Here is a 19,106-nt window from a genome sequence, read left to right on the forward strand (position 1 = left end):
GCGGTGGGCCGGAGGGGGCTGCCGGGTGGACGCGCGGGGATGCGAGGGAGCTTCGGAGGCCCGCGAGGGGCGTTCTCGCACGGCGACGACTGGGCCTCTCGCCCGGCGGCGACTGGCCTTCTCGCACGGCGACGACTGGGCCTCTCGCCCGGCGGCGAGGGGCCTTCTCGCGCGGCGACGGCTGGCCTTCTCGCGCGGGCGATGGCTGGCCCTCTCGTGCGGGGATGGCTGGCCTTCTCGTGCGGCGGCTGGCCCCCTCGTGCGGCGATGACTGGCTCTCTCGCACGGCGGCGGCTGGCTCTCTCGCGCGGTGACGGGTGGCCCTCTGGCGCTGAAGCGGCTGGCCCTCTCGTGCGCCGCGGGCAGGCCCGTCGCGGTCATGGTCGGTCTCTTCGCGCGGTGGCGGATGGTCATCTCGTGCCGCCATGACTGGCCCTCTCGCGCACCGCCGCGCGATTGGTCCACTCGCGCGGCGACGATCGGTCCACTCGCGCGCCCACGACTGGCCGCCCGACCCGCCGCCGCCCACCGGAGCGACCCGCCGCGACCCCGCCAAACCTGCCGCCAACCAGCGCGGATACGTGAGCCCGGTCACCGGCAGTTGACCTATCTTTGCCTCCCGCCCCGAAATACGACACACTTGTGTTGTGAAAAACAGCGGACCCACCCAGCACCAGGCCGGCGCGAGCCGTCCCGGCGCCGTGGCGTCCGCTCAGGCCACCCCCGGTCAGCCGGACCAGGCCGCCACGGCGCACGCCGCCACGGCGGTCCAGCCCACCCCTGGCCGCCTGGCTCACGCCACCCCGGCCGAGGCCACCCCGGCACACCAGCCGGCGCCAGCCGAGGCCACCCCGGGCCACGCCACCCCGGCACACCACCCCGTGCCGGTCCAGGCCACCCCCGAAGGACGCACCCGCCACGAGGTCGCCCGCCTCCTGCTGGAGGACGGCCCCATGACGGCGGGTGTCGTCGCCGAGCGGCTGGGTCTCACCCCGGCCGCCGTGCGGCGTCACCTGGACGCCCTGGTCGCCGACGGGGAGGCCGAGACGCGGGACGCGCCCCGGCGCGGTCCGCGCGGCCGGGGCCGCCCGGCCAAGCTCTTCCTGCTCACCGAAACCGGGCGGGCGCGGTTCGGGCACGCCTACGACGACCTCGCGGTCGCTGCCATCCGGTTCCTCGCCGAGCACGCGGGCGAGGACGCGGTGCGGGCGTTCGCGGAGCGGCGGGTGGCCGCCCTGGTCGAGCCGCACCGCGCCGCGGTCAACGCGGCCGACGGCCCGGCCCACCGGGCGGAGGCCCTGGCCGCCGCCCTGACCAGGGAAGGCTACGCTGCGTCCACCCGCCAGGTGGGTGCATCGGCCACCGGTGCCGGCGCGCAACTGTGCCAGCACCACTGCCCGGTCGCCCACGTCGCCGCTGAGTTCCCGCAGCTGTGCGAGGCGGAGACCGAGGCGTTCGCCAAGCTGCTGGGCACCCACGTCCAGCGGCTGGCGACCATCGCACGCGGTGACGCCGCGTGCACGACACACGTCCCTGCGGAAAATCCGCCGGGTCTGCAAGCGAAAGCTCCGGACGGAGGGGAACGCGAATGACTGCCGCTGCCGAGCAGCGCAATCCCACCACGACGCCGCTGTCCCAGGAAGAGACCATCGAGTCCCTGGGCAACTACGCGTTCGGGTGGGCCGACCCGGATGCCGCGGGGGCCAGCGCCCGCCGCGGGCTCAACGCCGACGTCGTTGCCGACATCTCCGCGAAGAAGAACGAGCCGGAGTGGATGCTCGAGGCGCGCCAGAAGGCGCTGAAGCTCTTCGAGCGCAAGCCCATGCCGAACTGGGGCGCGGACCTGTCGGGCATCGACTTCGACAACATCAAGTACTTCGTCCGCTCCACCGAGCAGCAGGCCACCAGCTGGGACGAGCTGCCCGAGGACATCAAGAACACCTACGACAAGCTGGGCATCCCGGAGGCGGAGAAGCAGCGCCTGATCGCCGGCGTCGCGGCCCAGTACGAGTCGGAGGTCGTCTACCACAAGATCCGCGAGGACCTCGAGGCCCAGGGCGTCATCTTCCTGGACACCGACACCGGCCTCAAGGAGCACCCGGAGCTGTTCCGGGAGTACTTCGGCTCGGTCATCCCGGCCGGTGACAACAAGTTCTCCGCGCTGAACACCGCGGTGTGGTCCGGCGGGTCGTTCATCTACGTGCCGCCGGGCGTGCACGTGGACATCCCGCTGCAGGCCTACTTCCGGATCAACACCGAGAACATGGGCCAGTTCGAGCGCACGCTGATCATCGTCGACGAGGGTGCCTACGTGCACTACGTCGAGGGCTGCACCGCGCCGATCTACAAGTCCGACTCGCTGCACTCGGCCGTCGTCGAGATCATCGTGAAGAAGGGCGGCCGCTGCCGCTACACGACGATCCAGAACTGGTCGAACAACGTCTACAACCTGGTCACCAAGCGCGCCAAGTGCGAAGAGGGCGCGACCATGGAGTGGATCGACGGCAACATCGGCTCCAAGGTGACCATGAAGTACCCGTCGGTCTTCCTGATGGGTGAGCACGCCAAGGGCGAGGTCCTGTCGATCGCCTTCGCGGGCGAGGGCCAGCACCAGGACGCCGGCGCGAAGATGGAGCACCTGGCGCCGCACACCTCCTCGACGATCGTGTCGAAGTCGGTGGCGCGCGGCGGCGGCCGCACCTCCTACCGCGGCCTGGTGAAGGTGGCCAAGCGGGCGCACCACTCCGCCTCCACGGTGAAGTGCGACGCGCTGCTGGTCGACACCATCTCCCGCTCGGACACCTACCCCTACGTCGACATCCGCAACGACGAGGTGTCGATGGGCCACGAGGCCACGGTGTCCAAGGTCTCCGAGGACCAGCTGTTCTACCTGATGTCGCGCGGTCTCACCGAGGACGAGGCCATGGCGATGGTCGTGCGCGGGTTCGTCGAGCCCATCGCGCGCGAGCTGCCCATGGAGTACGCGCTCGAGCTGAACCGCCTGATCGAACTGCAGATGGAAGGAGCCGTCGGCTGACATGACGGTGGCTGCTGAAAACACCGCTGCCGCTGCGGAGGCCGTCGTTCCGGCGGCCTCCCGCGCGGAGCGCTTCACCGGGTACGACGTCGCCGCCTTCGAGGTCCCCAGCGGCCGCGAGGAGAACTGGCGTTTCACCCCGATGAAGCGCCTGCGCGGGCTGCACGACGGCACCGCGACGGCCTCCGGCGAGGTCAAGGTCGACGTCGACGCCGCCCCCGAGGTGCGCGTGGAGACCGGCGGCCGCGAGGACGAGCGCCTCGGCCAGGCCGGCGTCCCGAGCGACCGCATCGCGGCGCAGGCGTACAGCTCGTTCGCCGCGGCGACGCTGGTGACCCTGCCCAAGGAGACCCGCGCGTCCAAGCCGACCGTGCTGCGGCTGACCGGCCCGGGCGAGGGCAACACCGCCTACGGGCACGTGCAGGTGCGCGCCGAGGCCTACGCCGAGGGCGTGGTCGTGCTCGACCACCTCGGCTCCGGCACCTACGCCGACAACGTCGAGTTCGTCGTCGGCGAGGGCGCGAAGCTCACCGTGGTCAGCGTCCAGGACTGGGCCGACGACGCGGTGCACGTCTCCGAACAGCACCTCAAGCTGGGCAAGGACGCCACGGTCAAGCACATCGTGGTCACCCTGGGTGGCGACCTGGTGCGCGTCTCGTCCACCGCGACGTTCGCCGACCGCGGCGGCGACGTGGAGATGCTGGGCCTGTACTTCGCCGACGCCGGCCAGCACCAGGAGCACCGTCTGTTCGTCGACCACGCGGTCCCGTACTGCAAGTCGAACGTGATGTACAAGGGCGCGCTGCAGGGCGACGACGCCCACGCGGTGTGGATCGGCGACGTGCTGATCCGGGCCGCGGCCGAGGGCACCGAGACCTACGAGCTCAACCGCAACCTGGTGCTCACCACGGGTGCGCGCGCCGACTCGGTGCCGAACCTGGAGATCGAGACCGGGGAGATCGCCGGCGCCGGGCACGCGAGCGCCACGGGAAGGTTCGACGACGAGCAGTTGTTCTACCTGCAGTCGCGCGGGATCGAACAGGAGCAGGCGCGGCGGCTGGTCGTCCGCGGCTTCTTCCACGAGATCCTGATGAAGATCGACGTTCCCGAGGTCCGCGAGCGCCTGGCCGAGGCGATCGAGGCCGAACTCGAAGCCGTCGGCAGCTGAGCCCCTCCTTCCACCACGAGAGACAGAGACGAAACAAGGCCATGGCCACACTGGAAATCAAGGACCTGCACGCGAGCGTCACCACCGACGAGGGCGCCAAGGAGATCCTCAAGGGCGTCGACCTGACGATCCGCTCGGGTGAGACGCACGCGATCATGGGCCCCAACGGCTCGGGCAAGTCGACCCTGTCCTACGCGATCGCCGGCCACCCCAAGTACGAGGTGACCTCCGGCGAGGTGCTGCTGGACGGCGAGAACGTGCTGGAGATGTCGGTTGACGAGCGCGCGCGTGCCGGGCTGTTCCTGGCGATGCAGTACCCGGTCGAGGTCCCGGGCGTGTCGATGTCGAACTTCCTCCGCACCGCGGCCACTGCCGTGCGCGGCGAGGCGCCGAAGCTGCGCCACTGGGTCAAGGAAGTCAAGGACGAGATGGCCAAGCTGGAGATCTCGCCCGAGTTCGCCGAGCGCAGCGTCAACGAGGGCTTCTCCGGCGGGGAGAAGAAGCGCCACGAGATCCTGCAGCTGGCGCTGCTCAAGCCGAAGATCGCGATCCTCGACGAGACCGACTCGGGCCTGGACGTCGACGCGCTGCGGATCGTCTCCGAGGGCGTCAACGAGTACAAGGCCAACAACGAGGTCGGCGTCATGCTGATCACGCACTACACGCGGATCCTGCGCCACATCACGCCCGACTTCGTGCACGTCTTCGCCGACGGCAGGGTCGTCGAGTCCGGCGGCAAGGAGCTGGCGGACGAGCTGGAGGAGAACGGCTACGTCAAGTACACCGGCAAGAAGGAAGCCGCGGCGGTCTGACGTTGTCGTACCTCCTGAACTGACACCGCGAGAGAGGAGTTGGCGCGCATGACCACCACAGCCGCGGCCAACACGCCTTTGGACGTCGCTGCCCTGCGCGCCGACTTCCCCATCCTGTCGCGCACCGTGCGCGACGGGAAACCCTTGGTGTACCTGGACTCCGGCGCGACCTCGCAGCGGCCCACGCAGGTGCTGGACGCCGAGCGCCGGTTCCTGGAGACCTCGAACGCGGCGGTGCACCGCGGCGCGCACCAGCTCGCCGAGGAAGCCACCGACGCCTACGAGTACGCCCGTGCCCGCACCGGCGAGTTCGTCGGCGCGGACCCGGGCGAGCTGGTGTTCACCAAGAACGCCACCGAGGGCATCAACCTCGTCGCGTACGCGATGAGCAACGCGGCCACTGCGGGCCCGGAGGCCGAGCGGTTCCGCATCGGGCCGGGCGACGAGATCGTCATCACCGCGATGGAGCACCACGCGAACCTGGTGCCGTGGCAGCAGCTGTGCCAGCGCACCGGCGCGACGCTGCGGTGGTTCGACCTCACTGACACGTTCCGGCTGGACCTGTCCAACCTGGACGAACTGGTCAACGAGCGCACCAAGATCGTCGCGTTCGCGCACCAGTCCAACGTGCTCGGCACCATCAACCCGGTGGAGCCGATCGTGCGGCGGGCCCGCGAGGTGGGCGCGCTGACGCTGCTGGACGCCTGCCAGTCGGTGCCGCACTTCCCGGTCGACTTCCACGCCCTGGGCGTGGACTTCGCGGTGTTCTCCGGGCACAAGATGCTGGCGCCGTCCGGCATCGGCGTGCTCTACGGGCGCCGGGAGCTGCTCGAAGCGATGCCGCCGTTCCTCACCGGCGGGTCGATGATCGAGCTGGTCACGCTGGAGCGCACCACGTTCGCGCCGCCGCCGCAGAAGTTCGAGGCCGGAGTGCCGATGACCTCGCAGGCCGTCGGGCTCGGCGCCGCGGTGGACTACCTGACCGCGATCGGCATGGACCGGGTGGCCGCGCACGAGCACGTGCTCGTCGAGGCCGCGCTGGCCGGGATCGCCGAGATCCCCGGCGTCCGGCTGATCGGGCCGGGCGACTCCGCCGACCGCGGCGCGACCGTCGCGTTCGTCGTCGACGGCGTGCACCCGCACGACGCCGGCCAGGTGCTGGACAGCCTGGGCATCGCCGTGCGCGTGGGGCACCACTGCGCGTGGCCGCTGCACCGGGTCTGCCAGGTGCCCGCCACCGTGCGGGCGACGTTCTACCTCTACAACGATCTGTCCGAAGTGGACGCGCTGATGGGCGGGATCCGCGAGGCGCAGAAGTTCTTCGGGGTGGCGTAGGTGAACCTGGAGAGCATGTACCAGGAGATCATCCTGGACCACTACAAGAACCCGCACGGCCACGGCCTGCGGGAGCCTTTCGACGCGGAGTCGTTCCAGGTCAACCCGACCTGCGGCGACGAGATCACCCTGCGCGTGAAGGTGGAGGGCGACAAGGTCGCCGACGTCTCCTACGAGGGGCAGGGCTGCTCGATCAGCCAGGCGTCCGCGTCGGTGCTGACCGATCTGGTGACCGGTCACACCGTGTCGGAGGCACTGTCCACGATGGACACCTTCGTGGAGATGATGCAGAGTCGCGGCCAGATCGAGCCGGACGAGGATGTGCTGGAGGACGCGGTCGCCTTCGCCGGGGTGTCGAAGTACCCGGCGCGGGTGAAGTGCGCCCTGCTGGGCTGGATGGCGTTCAAGGATGCGCTGACCCGCACGAACGGAGCCGAGAAGTGACCGAGGAGCAGACGCGCGAGGGCCGCACCGCGGAGGACCTGCCCGAGCAGGCGCAGCCGCCGGCCGCGGACGTGGCCAAGATCGAGGACATCGAGGAGGCCATGCGGGACGTCGTGGACCCCGAGCTCGGCATCAACGTGGTCGACCTCGGGCTGGTCTACGACATCCGCGTGGAGCCGGACAACACCGCGACGATCGACATGACGCTGACGTCGGCGGCCTGCCCGCTGACCGACGTGATCGAGGACCAGACGGCCTCGGTGCTGGTCGGCCAGGCCGGCGTGGTGAAGGACTTCCGGATCAACTGGGTCTGGATGCCGCCGTGGGGCCCGGAAAAGATCACCGACGACGGCCGGGAGCAGCTCCGCGCGCTCGGCTTCACCGTCTAGACCGCCACCGTCGCCTGCGGAACACCGCCGCCGCACTCGGGCCCGTTCGGGTACACGAGCTGCGCGGCGGTGTTCTGCGTCGTGCGGCCCACTTCGCCGCCGCTCGCGTTCGTCAGGACGACCGTGACTTCGTAGGGTCCCTCGCGTAGATCGTGGATCGGGACGAAGCCGTACCAGCCGCCGGTTTCCCGCAGCTCCACCGAACAGGAGTCCTCCGGGCCGGTGCCGGTGCACGTCTGCGGTCCCGGTGTGGTCGCGGGGAAGACCGGCGTTTCCCCGGTCCGGCAGGCGCCGTCCCGGCAGACGGTGACCGTCGCCGCGGCGACCGTCCGCCCCGGCCGCGGCTCGACGTCCAGGCTGATCCCCGGCACCGCGCCGATCATCGTGCACGCGCGACCGCCCGCGGCACCCTCCGACGCGCCACAGGCCGTCAGCACAGCGATTCCGAGCGCCACCACCGGCAACATCCGCATACCGGACAGACGGACCGCGGCCGCCTCCGGTTGCATGGATAACGACCTATCCGGCGCGGCTCAAGCCGACCTGGCCCGCCGGCCGCTGCTCCGGCAGCGCGTGCCGCGACCGGCCGCGCAGCACCTCGACCCGCTCGGAGCCCGGGCGGCCCAGCACCCAGCTCGACCCCGGCACCGCCTTCGCCTGCTTCTTCAGCGGCGCCAGCAGCCGCGACGCCTCCCGGTAGGACTCGATCGTCGCCGTGGCGCAGACCAGCGTCGCCAGCGACACGGTCACCGGCATGCCCTCCGCCGTCCACGGCGTATCCAGCAGCGCGCCCGCGATCGTGCCGATCTCGTCCACGTCGCAGGCGATCAGGAAGTCGTCGCCGCCGACGTGGCTCACCACCATCCGCGGCAGCCGCGACGCCAGATCGGTCAGGGTGCGGCCGATCGCGCGGATCAGGTCGTCCCCGGCGGCGAAACCGGCGTTGTCGTTGACCGCCTTGAACGAGTCGACGTCCAGCCACGCCGCGACGAACGCCTCCCGGCTGCCGATCCGCCGGTCCACGTCCCGCGCCACCGTGTCGCTGCCGGGCAGCCGGGTCAGCGGGTTCAGCGCTGCCGCCTCCTCGACCTTCGCCTCGGCCACGCCGCGCACCACCTCGGTCACCAGCACCACACCCAGGCAGCGGCCCGCGTCGTCGACCACCACCACGTCGTCGCCGGTGCGGCCCCAGTCCGCGTCGGTCACCAGCTCCAGCAGCTCCAGCGCCCCGGCATCGGCGTGGATGGTGTGCGGGGTGTCCGCCAGCCGCTCCGCGCTGCGCTTGGCGTGCAGCGCGTGCCCGTACGGGCCGGTCACCGACACCAGGAACCGGGTGCGGTCGATCGACCACCGCGGGCGGCCCTCGTCGTCGATCCCGACGATGCCGCTCGGCGCGTCGCCCGCCGCCAGCGCGGTGCGCACGTCGTCGCAGGTCGCGTCGTGCGGCAGGGTGCTAGCCGGGCGCAGGAAGTCCCGCACCCGCGGCGTGGTGAGCGGCCCCGGTGTGAGGCGCTCCGCCGGGTCCGGGATCGCCGGGGTCAGCAGGTGCCCCAGGTTCACCCCGTCCCGGGCGGGGGCGAACAGGTTGCCCTGAGCGATGCGCACCCCCAGGCGGCGCACCGCTGCCAGCTGCGCTTCGGTCTCGATCCCGGTCGCGACCAGCCGCGCGCCGGTCCGGGCCGTGAAGTGCAGCAGGGATTCGACGACCGCGACCGAGCCGGCGTCACCGGGCAGCCCGCGCAGCACGCTGCGGTCGAGTTTGAGCACGTCCACCGGCGCCGCCGCGAGCATCGCGAACGGCAGGTCGCCGCGGCCGAGACCGTCCAGCGCCAGCCGGAACCCCAGCTCGCCGAGCCGGTACAGGCCGGCGAGCAGCTGCTCGGGCCACACCGAGCAGAACGGCGGCCCGACCTCCAGCACCACCTCGCGCGGCCGCCTGCCGGCGCGGGCGAGGGCGTCGAGCAGCGGATCGACCGAGGCCGCCGACGCCGTGGCCGCGGTGACGTTGAGGTGCAGCGGCAGCAGGGTCTGCTGGTCGGCCTCCGCGCGGACGGCGTCGCACGCCAGCGCGATGTCGGTCTCCACCAGGCGCCGTTCGCGGCGGGCGGTGTCGAGCAGTTCGTGCACGGACCCCTCGGCGGGGCGGGCCAGCGCTTCGAGCGCGACCATGCCGCCGGTGTTGAGGCTGTAGAGCGGCTGGAAGGCGAACCGGACTGGGCGCACGGACCGATCTTCGCTGGTGAGGTGGCTGTTGTGAAAGAGATGTCGACTGATGTTCACCTCGGGGGCGGGCAGCGTACTCCCACGCGGGCCGGGGCGGGACGGATACGGTGATGCGCATGGAACCCGATCCGCGGACGATACGCCGGGAGAACGCCCGGGAACCGGCCTGGTCCGATCTGGCCGACAACCCCTTCCGGGCCGACCGGGACCGCATCGTGGTGTCGCCGTTCTTCGCCCGGCTCGGCGGCGTGACCCAGGTGGTCAGCGCGGCCGGGTCCGGTCTGCTGCACAACCGGCTCACCCACAGCCTCAAGGTCGCGCAGGTCGCGCGCGCCATCTCGGAGCGGCTGCTGTCCTCGGTGGACTCGGCGGAGCTGATCGGCAAGCTGGGCGGGCTCGACCCGGACGTCGCCGAGGCCGCCGCGCTGGCCCACGACCTCGGGCACCCGCCGTTCGGGCACCTGGGGGAGCAGGTGCTGGACCGCATCGCGCGGCACCGGTTCTCGCTGCCGGACGGGTTCGAGGGCAACGCGCAGACGTTCCGGATCATCACCACGACCGACGTCCGCGGGCCGGCCGCCGTCGGGCTGGACCTCACCGCGGCCGTGCGGGCGGCGGTGCTGAAGTACCCGTGGGCGCGCCTGCACTGGCCGGACCCGCACCCGGCGGCGATGCGCATCCCGCCGCGGGGCGCGGCCGAGCCGGACGAGGCGCCGGGCACCGGGTCGAGCAAGTTCTCCGCCTACTGCACCGAGCTGGACGACGTGGTCGCGGCGCGCCGGCCGTTCGCCGGGCGGATCGAGCCGTGGCAGCAGACCGTCGAGGCGTCGGTGATGGACACCGCCGACGACCTCGCCTACGCGATCCACGACATCCAGGACTTCCACCGCATCGGGGTGCTGCAGCACGCGCCGGTGGCGGCCGAGCTGGGGGAGTGGCTCGATCACGCGGTCGAGCTGGCCGGGCTGGACAACGCGACGCTCGCCGCGCAGATCCGCCGCCCCGGGCGGTCGCTGGAGCAGCTGCGGCGCCGCATGCACGCCAAGGACGCCTGGATCGTCGACGACGACGCGTTCGCCCACGCGGTGTCCCGGATCCGGGCCGAGCTGGTCGACGGCCTGCTGGGCGAGCCCTTCGACGGCTCGATCGAGGCGGAGCAGGCGACGGCGGCGTTTTCCGCCCGGTGGACGCATCGCCTGGTGGACGGGGTGATCGTGCTGCCGTCGCCGTCCACGCGGGCCGGGCACGTGTCGCTGCGGACCGCCCAGTGGCACGAGGTGCAGGTGCTGAAGTTCGTGCACCGGCGGTTCGTGCTGCTGCGCCCCGAGCTGGCCCTGCATCAGCGGGGACAGGCGTCGCTGCTGACGACGCTGGTCGACGCGCTGGACGCGTGGCTCGCCGACCGGGACGAGGTGTCGCGGTTGCCACGCCGCCTGTACGACCTGGTGGAGCTGGCGCAGTCGGAGTTCGAGGGGCTGGCCCGGAACGCGCCCGAGCTGCTGGTCGGAGCCACCGGCGAGCCGGTCGCCGGGGCGGACGCGATCCGGGGCCTGGCGAGGGGCCGCGCGGTGATCGACTTCGTGTCGTCGCTGACGGACAAGCAGGCGGTCAGCCTGCTGGAGGCGCTGTCGGGCCGGTCCGGGCAGCCGTGGTCGGACTCGTTCGTGCTCTGAGCGGCACCCGGCAACGAACCGCCGGCCGGCAACGCGAGTGGACCGTTCGGCGCCGTAGGTGCCCTCCGCCCGTAGGGCGGACTCCTCGCCTGCCGACGGGGGCGCGGCTCTAAAGATCAAAAGATGTCCTCGCCGGACGGGCAGGCTCCGGGATGACGGGGGACCGTTGTCAGCTCGCCTCGGGCAGGTGGTCGCTGGGTGGTCATCCCGTCGCCATCCGGTTTGGGTGTATCACTTTGAGCCAGGCCCGCAAGGTTGCGTTGTCGGGCGGCGGTGGGCGGCCTGGGTTGCGGGCCTGGCTCAAAGTGATCGTTGCGGTGTCAGGCGACGGGATGACCACCCAGCTTCACTGGTGCTGCGGGTGAGGCCCGCCACCGTGGGGAAAATCCCTCGACAGCGGTCCGTACACTGGGTTCGTGGACGTCCAGTTGGAGTAGCTCCGGGCCGCCTGTGCAGCAGGCCCGTCGATGCCACCTGTCCACCCCCGAAACCGGGAGTTTCCTTGATCACGGCCACCGGCCTCGAACTGCGCGCCGGGTCGCGCATTCTGCTCTCCGACACCACCCTGCGCATCCAGCCGGGCGATCGCATCGGCCTGGTGGGGCGCAACGGCGCCGGCAAGACGACCACCCTGAAGGTCCTCGCCGGCGAGGGTGAGCCCTACGCGGGCGAGGTCCGCCGCGGCAGCGAGCTCGGCTACCTGCCCCAGGACCCCCGCGAGGGTGACCTGTCCGTCCCCGCCAAGGACCGCGTCCTGTCCGCCCGCGGCCTCGACACCCTCCTGCGCGACATGGAGAAGGCCCAGACCGCCATGTCCGAGCTGGTCGACGACGCCGAGCGGGACAAGGCGATCCGCCGCTACGGTCGCCTCGAGGAGCGCTTCGCCTCCCTCGGCGGGTACGCCGCGGAGAGCGAGGCCGCCCGCATCTGCGCCAACCTCGGCCTCGCCGACCGCGTCCTCACCCAGCCGCTGCGCACCCTCTCCGGTGGCCAGCGCCGCCGCGTCGAGCTGGCCCGCATCCTGTTCGCCGCCTCCGACGTGGGCGCCTCCGGCCGCTCGGACACGATCCTGCTGCTCGACGAGCCCACCAACCACCTCGACGCCGACTCGATCAACTGGCTGCGCGGCTTCCTCAAGGGCCACGAGGGCGGCCTCGTGGTGATCAGCCACGACGTCGACCTGCTGGCCGAGGTCGTGAACAAGGTCTGGTTCCTCGACGCCACCCGCGCCGAGCTGGACACCTACAACATGACCTGGAACCGCTACCTCGAGGCGCGCGCCACCGACGAGAAGCGCCGCCGCCGCGAGCGGGCCAACGCCGAGAAGAAGGCCTCCGCCCTGCAGGCCCAGGCCGCGAAGCTCGGCGCGAAGGCCACCAAGGCCGTCGCGGCGAAGAACATGGCCCGCCGCGCCGAGCAGATGCTCGCCGGGCTCGACGAGCAGCGCCAGGCCGACAAGGTCGCGCACATCAAGTTCCCGGCCCCGGCCCCGTGCGGGCGCACCCCGCTCACCGCCGAGGGACTGTCCAAATCGTACGGCTCGCTGGAGATCTTCACCGGCGTCGACCTCGCGATCGACCGCGGCACCAAGGTCGTCGTGCTCGGCCTCAACGGTGCAGGCAAGACCACCCTGCTGCGCCTGCTGGGCGGCATGGAAAAGCCGGACACCGGACGCGTCGAGCCCGGCCACGGCCTGCGCCTGGGCTACTACGCGCAGGAACACGAGACGCTCGACCACGACGCCAGCGTGTGGGAGAACATCCGCCACCTCGCCCCGGACACCGGCGCGCAGGAGCTGCGGAACCTGCTGGGCTCGTTCCTGTTCACCGGCGAGCAGCTGGACCAGCCGGCCGGCACCCTCTCCGGCGGCGAGAAGACCCGGCTCGCGCTCGCGGGCCTGGTGTCCAGCGCCGCCAACGTCCTGCTGCTCGACGAGCCGACCAACAACCTGGACCCGGCCAGCCGCGAGCAGGTGCTCAACGCCTTGCGCAGCTACACCGGCGCCGTCGTCCTGGTGACCCACGACCCGGGCGCCGTCGAGGCCCTCGAACCCGAGCGGGTGATCCTGTTGCCCGACGGCACGGAGGATCACTGGTCGGATGATTACTTGGAACTCGTCCAGTTGGCGTGACGTAAACAAAGGGCTGATTGCTTAGTTGGACTAGGCAACCACCTGGAATGGCGCAATTTTTCCGCCATTGGGCAGGTTTTTCGCCGCTCGTCTGGCAAATTCGCGGTTCGTGTTCGATCATTGCGTGACGAGGCCCACCGTGGCCTGCCAACGCGATCTGGTGGAAGGCGGAACGACGTGGCTGACCTGAAGAAGGGCGCGCGGATCACCGGCAGTACGCGCGACAAGCTTGCCGCTGACCTGAAGAAGAAATATGAGAAGGGTGCGAGTATTCGGGCCCTGGCCGAGTCGACCGGACGCTCGTACGGTTTTGTGCACCGCGTGCTTTCCGAATCCGGTGTGCAGTTGCGCGGGCGCGGCGGGGCGACGCGCGCTAAGAAGAAGTAGGCCGGGGGTCCCCGGCCTCGGCACGGCGGAAGCACAACATCGCACCGAGGAGCACGCACGGGTACACCAGGTATCCGAAGCGCGTCGCGGGCGTCAGGAGGGTGAAGGCCCCCAGGCCCACGGCGATGCGCCACAACGCGTCCGATCCGGCCACGGGCGGACGCCGCAGCAACCAGACGAGGATCGCGGCAGCGGCGCCGGCGAGCAGGACGAACGCGGCCACCTTCCCGGCCGGTCCGGTACTGGCGATGAGGTAGCCCGGCAACGGGCTCGCCGCCGGTGACGTCACCTGGCCCAGGCCGGCCGGGAACCGGATCACGTGCTCGACGAACGCCCGCGGGTTCACCAGGAACACGGGGACGTTGAGCACCGCGCACGCGAGCACCGTCGTGGCGAGGAAGCGCGCCAGGGCCCTGCCGCCCAGGCGGGCGAAGACGAGCACGGCCAGCACCACGGCGGCCGGTGCCACGATGAGCTTCGCGCTGATCACCAGCGCGAGCACGATCGCGCTCGCCACCGGGCGGTCCCGGGCCGCGAGCGCGGCCGCGACCAGCATGAGACCGACGATCGCCAGGTCCGGCCCGGCGACCGCCCAGGTCAGCGCGGTGAGCGGGCAGGCCATGGCGAACTGCGCGGCGCGCACCGGAACCCGCGGGGTGCGCGACAGCCGGATCGTCAGCCACGCGCACACGCACGCGGTCAGGGCGAACACCAGCCGCGCGTCGGTGAGGGCGTCGGCGACCGGGCTCCCGCCGAACAGGGCGCGCGGCAGCCCGAACACGGCCATCACCGGGCCGTAGGGGGTGTAGTCGTTGACCTCAGGCGCCCGGGTGAGCGCCTCGACGTCCACGTACGGCGTGCCGTTGTCCAGCAGCAGGCTCGCCGACCGCTCGATCACCCACACCTCGGGCTGCGCGCTCCAGGAGAACGGCGTGTACAGCCAGTCCGTGCCGGTCAGCCGCCGGATCACCAGGACGGTCAGGGGCAGCAGCATCGACAGCACGCCGATGCCGGCCAGGCCCACCCAGCGGGAGCGCAGCAGCCCGGCCCGGCGGCGCGTGGCCATCAGCCAGCCGGTGTGGGCGGCGGCGAAGGCGTAGCCGAACGCCGCGCACGATCCCCAGATGCGGAAGCCGTAGAACTCGCCTGTGATCGCCAGCGCGATCGCGTAGACGGTGCAGCCGAGGTAGAAGACCAGGTCGACGGTCAGCGGGTGGGTGGCGAGCAGCGCGCGCCACCGGTCGAGTGCGGGAGCCGGCGGACGCACCGCGGTGTGCTCAGTGGTCATCGCGGGCCGCCGGGTGATCCGGCACCGGTTTCGTCCCTCCCCATGGGCAAAGGTTACCGAGGGCGGAATCGGCGGCGACCTCCGGGAAGCTTTTGGTGTCCGGCCGCGTTGGCCTGGAGGTCTCCGGGGTAGACCTCAAGCATTGTCGAAGTTTTAGGGTGGGCGGCGTGGACAACACCTGGTCGTTGATGAGTTCGGCGATGCGCGCCGCGGACGCGCCGAAGGGCCTCGCGCCCGGCACGATCCGCCGGGTGGCGCGCTTCGCCCGGCCGTACTGGCGCAGCCTGCTGGTCTTCCTGGCGCTGACCGTGGTGTCGGCGGTGGTCGCGGTCAGCACGCCGGTGCTGGCCGGCAAGGTCGTGGACACGATCGTCGGCGGCAAGGACTCCGGGCTCGTCGTGCTGCTGGCGGTGATCGTGGCCGGGCTGGCGGTCGCCGACGCCGGGTTCGGCCTGGTCGAGCGCTGGTTGTCGGCCCGCATCGGTGAGGGGCTGATCTACGACCTGCGCCGCGCGGTGTTCGAGCACGTGCAGCGGATGCCGATCGCGTTCTTCACCCGCACGCGCACCGGCGCGCTGGTCAGCCGTCTGAACAATGACGTGATCGGCGCGCAGCGGACCTTCACCGCGACCCTGTCCGGCCTGGTCACCAACGTGATCCAGCTGGTCCTCTCGCTCGCGGTGATGGTGACGTTGTCCTGGCAGGTGACGCTGCTGGCGCTGGTGCTGCTGCCGGTGTTCGTGCTCCCGGCGCAGCGCATCGGCCGCCGGATGGCCGACCTGCAGCGCGAGTCCGCCCAGCTCAACGCGGGGATGACCACGCAGATGACCGAGCGGTTCTCCGCGCCCGGCGCGACGCTGGTCAAGCTGTTCGGGCGGCCGCGGCGGGAGGCCGAGGACTTCGGCGCCCGCGCCGGGCGGGTGCGGGACATCGGGGTGCGCACCGCGATGCTCACCCGCTGGTTCATGACCAGCCTGACCCTGGTGTCGGCGCTCGCGCAGGCCCTGGTCTACGGCCTGGGTGGCTGGCTGGCGATCCGCGGGCAGCTCGCCCCGGGCACCGTCGTCGCGCTCGCGCTTCTGCTGACCAGGCTCTACAGCCCGCTGACCGCGCTGGCCAACGTCCGGGTGGACGTGATGACCGCGCTGGTGTCGTTCGAGCGGGTCTTCGAGGTGCTCGACCTCGACCCGATGATCACCGAGAAGCCGGACGCCCGGACGGTGCCGAAGGGTGGCGTGTCGGTCGAGTTCGACGACGTGCGCTTCGCCTACCCGGCCGCCGACAAGTACTCCCTGGCCTCGCTGGAGGAGGTGTCCACACTGGACACCCGGGGCGGCGAGGAGGTGCTGCACGGGATCAGCTTCCGCGCCGAGGCCGGGCAGATGGTCGCCCTGGTCGGGTCGTCCGGGGCGGGCAAGTCGACGATCGCGTCGCTGCTGCCGCGCCTCTACGACGTCGACTCCGGCGCCATCCGCTTGTCCGATGTGGACGTGCGTGACCTGGGCTTCGCCTCGATCCGCGACACCGTCGGCGTGGTGACCCAGGACGGGCACCTGTTCCACGACACGATCCGCGCCAACCTGGAGTACGCGCGGCCCGGGGTGACCGAGGAGGAGATCTGGGACGCGCTGGACCGCGCGCAGCTGGCCGGGCTGGTGCGCAGCCTGCCCGACGGGCTGGACACGGTGGTGGGGGAGCGCGGCTACCGGCTCTCCGGCGGGGAACGGCAGCGCCTGACGATCGCGCGGCTGCTGCTGGCCCAGCCGCGGGTGATCGTGCTGGACGAGGCGACCGCGCACCTGGACTCCGAGTCGGAGGCGGCGGTCAGCGAAGCACTGTCGCACGCGCTGGAGGGGCGGACCGCACTGGTCATCGCGCACCGGCTGTCCACCGTGCGGGCGGCCGACCAGATCCTGGTGGTCGAGGCCGGGCGCATCGTCGAACGCGGCACGCACGAGGAGCTGCTCGCCGCGAACGGCCGCTACGCCGGCCTCTACCACACCCAGTTCGCCGAGGAGCCCGCCGCCGCTTAGCGCAGCGCCGGGACGCGGGGGCGGTAGTGGTCCAGCAGCGCGACGTTGGCCGCGTCGCCGCCCTCGACGTTCGAGCTGCGCCACAGCGGCACCTCGACGCCCTCCTGCGCGGCGGTGGTGACGACGTGCGCCAGCACCTCGTTCCACAGGTAGACGTTGAGCAACGAGGACAGCGCCACCGTGCGCGGATCGTCCTCGGGGAAGGCGGCGTCGCCCGGCCGGACGCCGGTGTCGAGCACGACGTCGGCCTGCTCCAGCAGAGTGCTGTGCGCGCGGCGCGGCGCCGCCTCGACCGAGGCCCGGGACGTCACGGCCACCACCGGCGCTCCCGCGGCTTCGGCCAGCTCCACCGGGTAGGGGTTGACACCGGAGTTGGAGAAGACGAACACCACGTCGTCCGGACCGGGTGCGCGTTCGGCCAGGACCTCGGCGGCCAGACCGGACCGCCGCTCGGCGGCCGTGCTGGTGGCGGCGCCGTGCAGCGGCAGCAGGTCCGGGTGGTAGAGCGGGTACACGCAGGCCAGGCCGCCCGCGCGGTAGAAGGTCTCGGCGACCGACGCCAGCGAATGCCCGGCGCCACCGGTGAAGACGCGCGCGTCCGCCCGCACCGCGGCCAGCACGAGGCCCGCCGCCCGCCGGATCGCGCCGGAGTTGCGTTCGCCGGCCCGCGCGAGGGCCCCGGCGACCAGATCGTGGATCATGCGCCCGACCCTAGGCAACGAACCACCCCGCCAGGTGGTCGGCGGACGGTTCCCGCCGCCACCGGCAACGGTCGCGCTCCGCGGGGCTTTGCCGCTGAGGAGAGGGCCCCTGGGCGCTGAACCACGCCGTCTGGGTGGTTGGTGGACGGCTCTGGCTGTCCGGCCTGCTGCCAGCCACGGCGGTCGGGTTCTGCGCGGCTTTGCCGCTGAGGGGACGGCCCCTGGGCACTGAACCACCCCGCCGGGTGGTGGGTGGAAGGTTCCCACTGCCACCGCAACGGTCCCGCTCCGCGGGACTTCGCCCGTGGTGGTGCTGGTTGACGGCCCCGATGCGAGTGGCTCCGCCGCTGAGGGAACCGCCCCTGGGAGCGAGCCACCTCCGCCCGGGTGGTGGATGGACGGTTCCCGCCGTCCGGGCTGCCGCACCCGCAACGGTCCCGCTCCGCGGGACTTCGCCCGGTTTGGCGGACCCCGGCACCGAATCACCTCGTCCGGGTGGCCGGTGGAAGATTCCCGCCGTCCGTGGTGTTGGCCGGTGTGTGACGAGTGATCCCGTGCTGAGGACCTGGCGCGCCCGCGGACCGGTGCGGGCGGTGGTGCTGGTCCTGCACGGCGGCGCCGAGAACGGCCTCAACGTGGTCCGCCCCTGGGGCCTGGCCTACCTGCGGATGGTGCCCCTGGCGCGGCAGATCCTGCGCGCCGGCGCGCCGCACGGTGTCGAGGTTCGGCTGATGCGCAACCGGGTCCGCGGCTGGAACGACCCCGACCTGCACCCGGTCGCCGACGCGCGGTGGGCTCTGGAGCGGATCCGCGCCGAGCGGCCGGGCGTGCCGGTGTTCCTCGCCGGGCACTCGATGGGCGGCCGGGTCGCGCTGCGGGTGGCCGCCGATCCGCAGGTCCGGTCGGTGCTGGCGCTGGCCCCGTGGACGCCGCTCGGCGAGCCGGTCGAACCGGTGACCGGCAAGACGGTGGTGATCGCCCACGGCACGCGCGACCGCATCACCCGGCCCGCCGAGTCCTTCGCCTACGCCGAGCGCGCCCAGGCGGTCGCCGAGCGGGTGGTGCGCATCGAGGTCATGTCCGAGGGGCACGCCATGCTGCACCGGCCCGGGGTGTGGAACCGGCTGGCACGCGAGTTCGCCCTGGACGCGGCGGGTGTGGCGCCGCTCACCGCCTGGACGGTGCGTCCCGACCAGCGGCTTCGCCTGCCCGTGTAGAGGTGAGCAACCCTTTCGGGGTGCTGGACGTCCTTGATCGAGAGGTTTGCGGTTCACTAGGTGCGTCCTAGGGCCGGTCGATCGGGGAACGGTGATGGCGTGACGAACCAGGGCGGCTACCCACCGCGCGTACCGCCGCGCGGCCCGCGACAGCACCAGCCCGCGCAGATGATGCCGCTGCCCGGGCGCGACGGCGCCTACCGGCAGCCGCCGCCCCGCCGCCCCGGACCGCCGCCCACCCGGGCGAGGCCCTCCCGCGGTGACGTCC

General features: G+C 71.9%; 16 protein-coding genes. 12 read left to right on the forward strand and 4 right to left on the reverse strand.

The window, feature by feature from the left end; genetic code table 11:
* Positions 1-881: 881 nt before the first annotated feature.
* From D0D28_RS32765 to D0D28_RS32795, 7 genes are read left to right on the forward strand one after another with little or no spacing between them, the layout of a single operon-like run.
* Entirely contained in the window at positions 882-1,592 is a 711-nt protein-coding gene (locus tag D0D28_RS32765; RefSeq protein WP_094008084.1) for a helix-turn-helix transcriptional regulator, read from the forward strand.
* A complete protein-coding gene (gene sufB, locus D0D28_RS32770) occupies positions 1,589-3,037 on the forward strand; it encodes a Fe-S cluster assembly protein SufB (RefSeq protein ID WP_094008044.1) in 1,449 nt (482 codons plus the stop codon). Before D0D28_RS32765 ends, sufB begins: the two co-directional genes overlap by 4 nt.
* 1 nt (position 3,038) lies before the next feature.
* Complete coding sequence (gene sufD / locus D0D28_RS32775; RefSeq protein WP_116114982.1) at positions 3,039-4,205, forward strand: Fe-S cluster assembly protein SufD; 1,167 nt, start codon at positions 3,039-3,041, stop codon at positions 4,203-4,205.
* A 41-nt stretch (positions 4,206-4,246) separates the two neighbouring features.
* The gene (sufC, locus tag D0D28_RS32780) at positions 4,247-5,017 is read left to right on the forward strand and encodes a Fe-S cluster assembly ATPase SufC (RefSeq protein WP_116114984.1); all 771 of its coding nucleotides are present in this window, start codon (positions 4,247-4,249) and stop codon (positions 5,015-5,017) included.
* A 48-nt stretch (positions 5,018-5,065) separates the two neighbouring features.
* Positions 5,066-6,352, forward strand: coding sequence for a cysteine desulfurase (locus tag D0D28_RS32785; protein ID WP_116114986.1), 1,287 nt, complete (start codon positions 5,066-5,068; stop codon positions 6,350-6,352).
* A complete protein-coding gene (gene sufU / locus D0D28_RS32790; protein ID WP_116114988.1) occupies positions 6,353-6,796 on the forward strand; it encodes a Fe-S cluster assembly sulfur transfer protein SufU in 444 nt (147 codons plus the stop codon).
* Positions 6,793-7,185 carry a metal-sulfur cluster assembly factor gene (locus D0D28_RS32795; protein WP_020421256.1) on the forward strand — a complete coding sequence of 131 codons (393 nt, stop codon included), beginning with the start codon at positions 6,793-6,795 and terminating at the stop codon, positions 7,183-7,185. Before sufU ends, D0D28_RS32795 begins: the two co-directional genes overlap by 4 nt.
* Here the strand turns inward: D0D28_RS32795 and D0D28_RS32800 are convergent.
* Positions 7,182-7,694 carry a hypothetical protein gene (locus tag D0D28_RS32800; protein WP_240323442.1) on the reverse strand — a complete coding sequence of 171 codons (513 nt, stop codon included), beginning with the start codon at positions 7,692-7,694 and terminating at the stop codon, positions 7,182-7,184. The genes D0D28_RS32795 and D0D28_RS32800 overlap by 4 nt on opposite strands.
* 10 nt (positions 7,695-7,704) lie before the next feature.
* Positions 7,705-9,408, reverse strand: coding sequence for a GGDEF domain-containing protein (locus tag D0D28_RS32805; RefSeq protein ID WP_116114990.1), 1,704 nt, complete (start codon positions 9,406-9,408; stop codon positions 7,705-7,707).
* Between the two features lie 110 nt (positions 9,409-9,518).
* Here D0D28_RS32805 and D0D28_RS32810 point away from each other — a divergent pair, with 110 nt between their 5' ends.
* The 3 genes from D0D28_RS32810 (at position 9,519) to D0D28_RS32820 (ending at position 13,599) form a co-directional block, all read left to right on the forward strand.
* Positions 9,519-11,081, forward strand: a complete 1,563-nt coding sequence (locus D0D28_RS32810) for a deoxyguanosinetriphosphate triphosphohydrolase family protein (RefSeq protein ID WP_116114992.1) — start codon at positions 9,519-9,521, stop codon at positions 11,079-11,081.
* A 502-nt stretch (positions 11,082-11,583) separates the two neighbouring features.
* Positions 11,584-13,212, forward strand: a complete 1,629-nt coding sequence (locus tag D0D28_RS32815) for an ABC-F family ATP-binding cassette domain-containing protein (RefSeq protein WP_094007690.1) — start codon at positions 11,584-11,586, stop codon at positions 13,210-13,212.
* 177 nt (positions 13,213-13,389) lie between these two features.
* On the forward strand, positions 13,390-13,599 hold the full coding sequence (locus tag D0D28_RS32820; RefSeq protein ID WP_017982988.1) for a helix-turn-helix domain-containing protein: 210 nt from the start codon (positions 13,390-13,392) through the stop codon (positions 13,597-13,599).
* Here D0D28_RS32820 and D0D28_RS32825 read toward each other — a convergent pair.
* The gene (locus D0D28_RS32825; RefSeq protein ID WP_116114994.1) at positions 13,586-14,887 is read right to left on the reverse strand and encodes a glycosyltransferase 87 family protein; all 1,302 of its coding nucleotides are present in this window, start codon (positions 14,885-14,887) and stop codon (positions 13,586-13,588) included. The two genes, D0D28_RS32820 and D0D28_RS32825, sit on opposite strands and share 14 nt — an antisense overlap.
* Positions 14,888-15,054: 167 nt before the next feature.
* Between D0D28_RS32825 and D0D28_RS32830 the strand changes: the two genes are divergently transcribed.
* The gene (locus D0D28_RS32830) at positions 15,055-16,920 is read left to right on the forward strand and encodes an ABC transporter ATP-binding protein (RefSeq protein ID WP_116115003.1); all 1,866 of its coding nucleotides are present in this window, start codon (positions 15,055-15,057) and stop codon (positions 16,918-16,920) included.
* Here the strand turns inward: D0D28_RS32830 and D0D28_RS32835 are convergent.
* Complete coding sequence (locus D0D28_RS32835; RefSeq protein ID WP_116114996.1) at positions 16,917-17,621, reverse strand: sugar isomerase domain-containing protein; 705 nt, start codon at positions 17,619-17,621, stop codon at positions 16,917-16,919. The two genes, D0D28_RS32830 and D0D28_RS32835, sit on opposite strands and share 4 nt — an antisense overlap.
* Before the next feature lie 554 nt (positions 17,622-18,175).
* Here D0D28_RS32835 and D0D28_RS32840 point away from each other — a divergent pair.
* Complete coding sequence (locus tag D0D28_RS32840; protein ID WP_240323443.1) at positions 18,176-18,838, forward strand: alpha/beta hydrolase; 663 nt, start codon at positions 18,176-18,178, stop codon at positions 18,836-18,838.
* Positions 18,839-19,106 lie beyond the last annotated feature (268 nt).

It is taken from the genome of Amycolatopsis ruanii (assembly GCF_003385175.1).
In the GTDB taxonomy this organism is placed as follows: domain Bacteria; phylum Actinomycetota; class Actinomycetes; order Mycobacteriales; family Pseudonocardiaceae; genus Amycolatopsis_E; species Amycolatopsis_E thermalba.

Excerpts from the sequence above, each read along its gene's own strand:
- sufB (WP_094008044.1), top strand. The coding sequence starts at position 1,589 with ATGACTGCCGCTGCCGAGCAGCGCAATCCCACCACGACGCCGCTGTCC.
- sufD (WP_116114982.1), top strand. The coding sequence starts at position 3,039 with ATGACGGTGGCTGCTGAAAACACCGCTGCCGCTGCGGAGGCCGTCGTT.
- sufC (WP_116114984.1), top strand. The coding sequence starts at position 4,247 with ATGGCCACACTGGAAATCAAGGACCTGCACGCGAGCGTCACCACCGAC.
- D0D28_RS32785 (WP_116114986.1), top strand. The coding sequence starts at position 5,066 with ATGACCACCACAGCCGCGGCCAACACGCCTTTGGACGTCGCTGCCCTG.
- D0D28_RS32800 (WP_240323442.1), bottom strand. The coding sequence starts at position 7,694 with ATGCAACCGGAGGCGGCCGCGGTCCGTCTGTCCGGTATGCGGATGTTG.
- D0D28_RS32810 (WP_116114992.1), top strand. The coding sequence starts at position 9,519 with ATGCGCATGGAACCCGATCCGCGGACGATACGCCGGGAGAACGCCCGG.
- D0D28_RS32825 (WP_116114994.1), bottom strand. The coding sequence starts at position 14,887 with ATGACCACTGAGCACACCGCGGTGCGTCCGCCGGCTCCCGCACTCGAC.
- D0D28_RS32835 (WP_116114996.1), bottom strand. The coding sequence starts at position 17,621 with ATGATCCACGATCTGGTCGCCGGGGCCCTCGCGCGGGCCGGCGAACGC.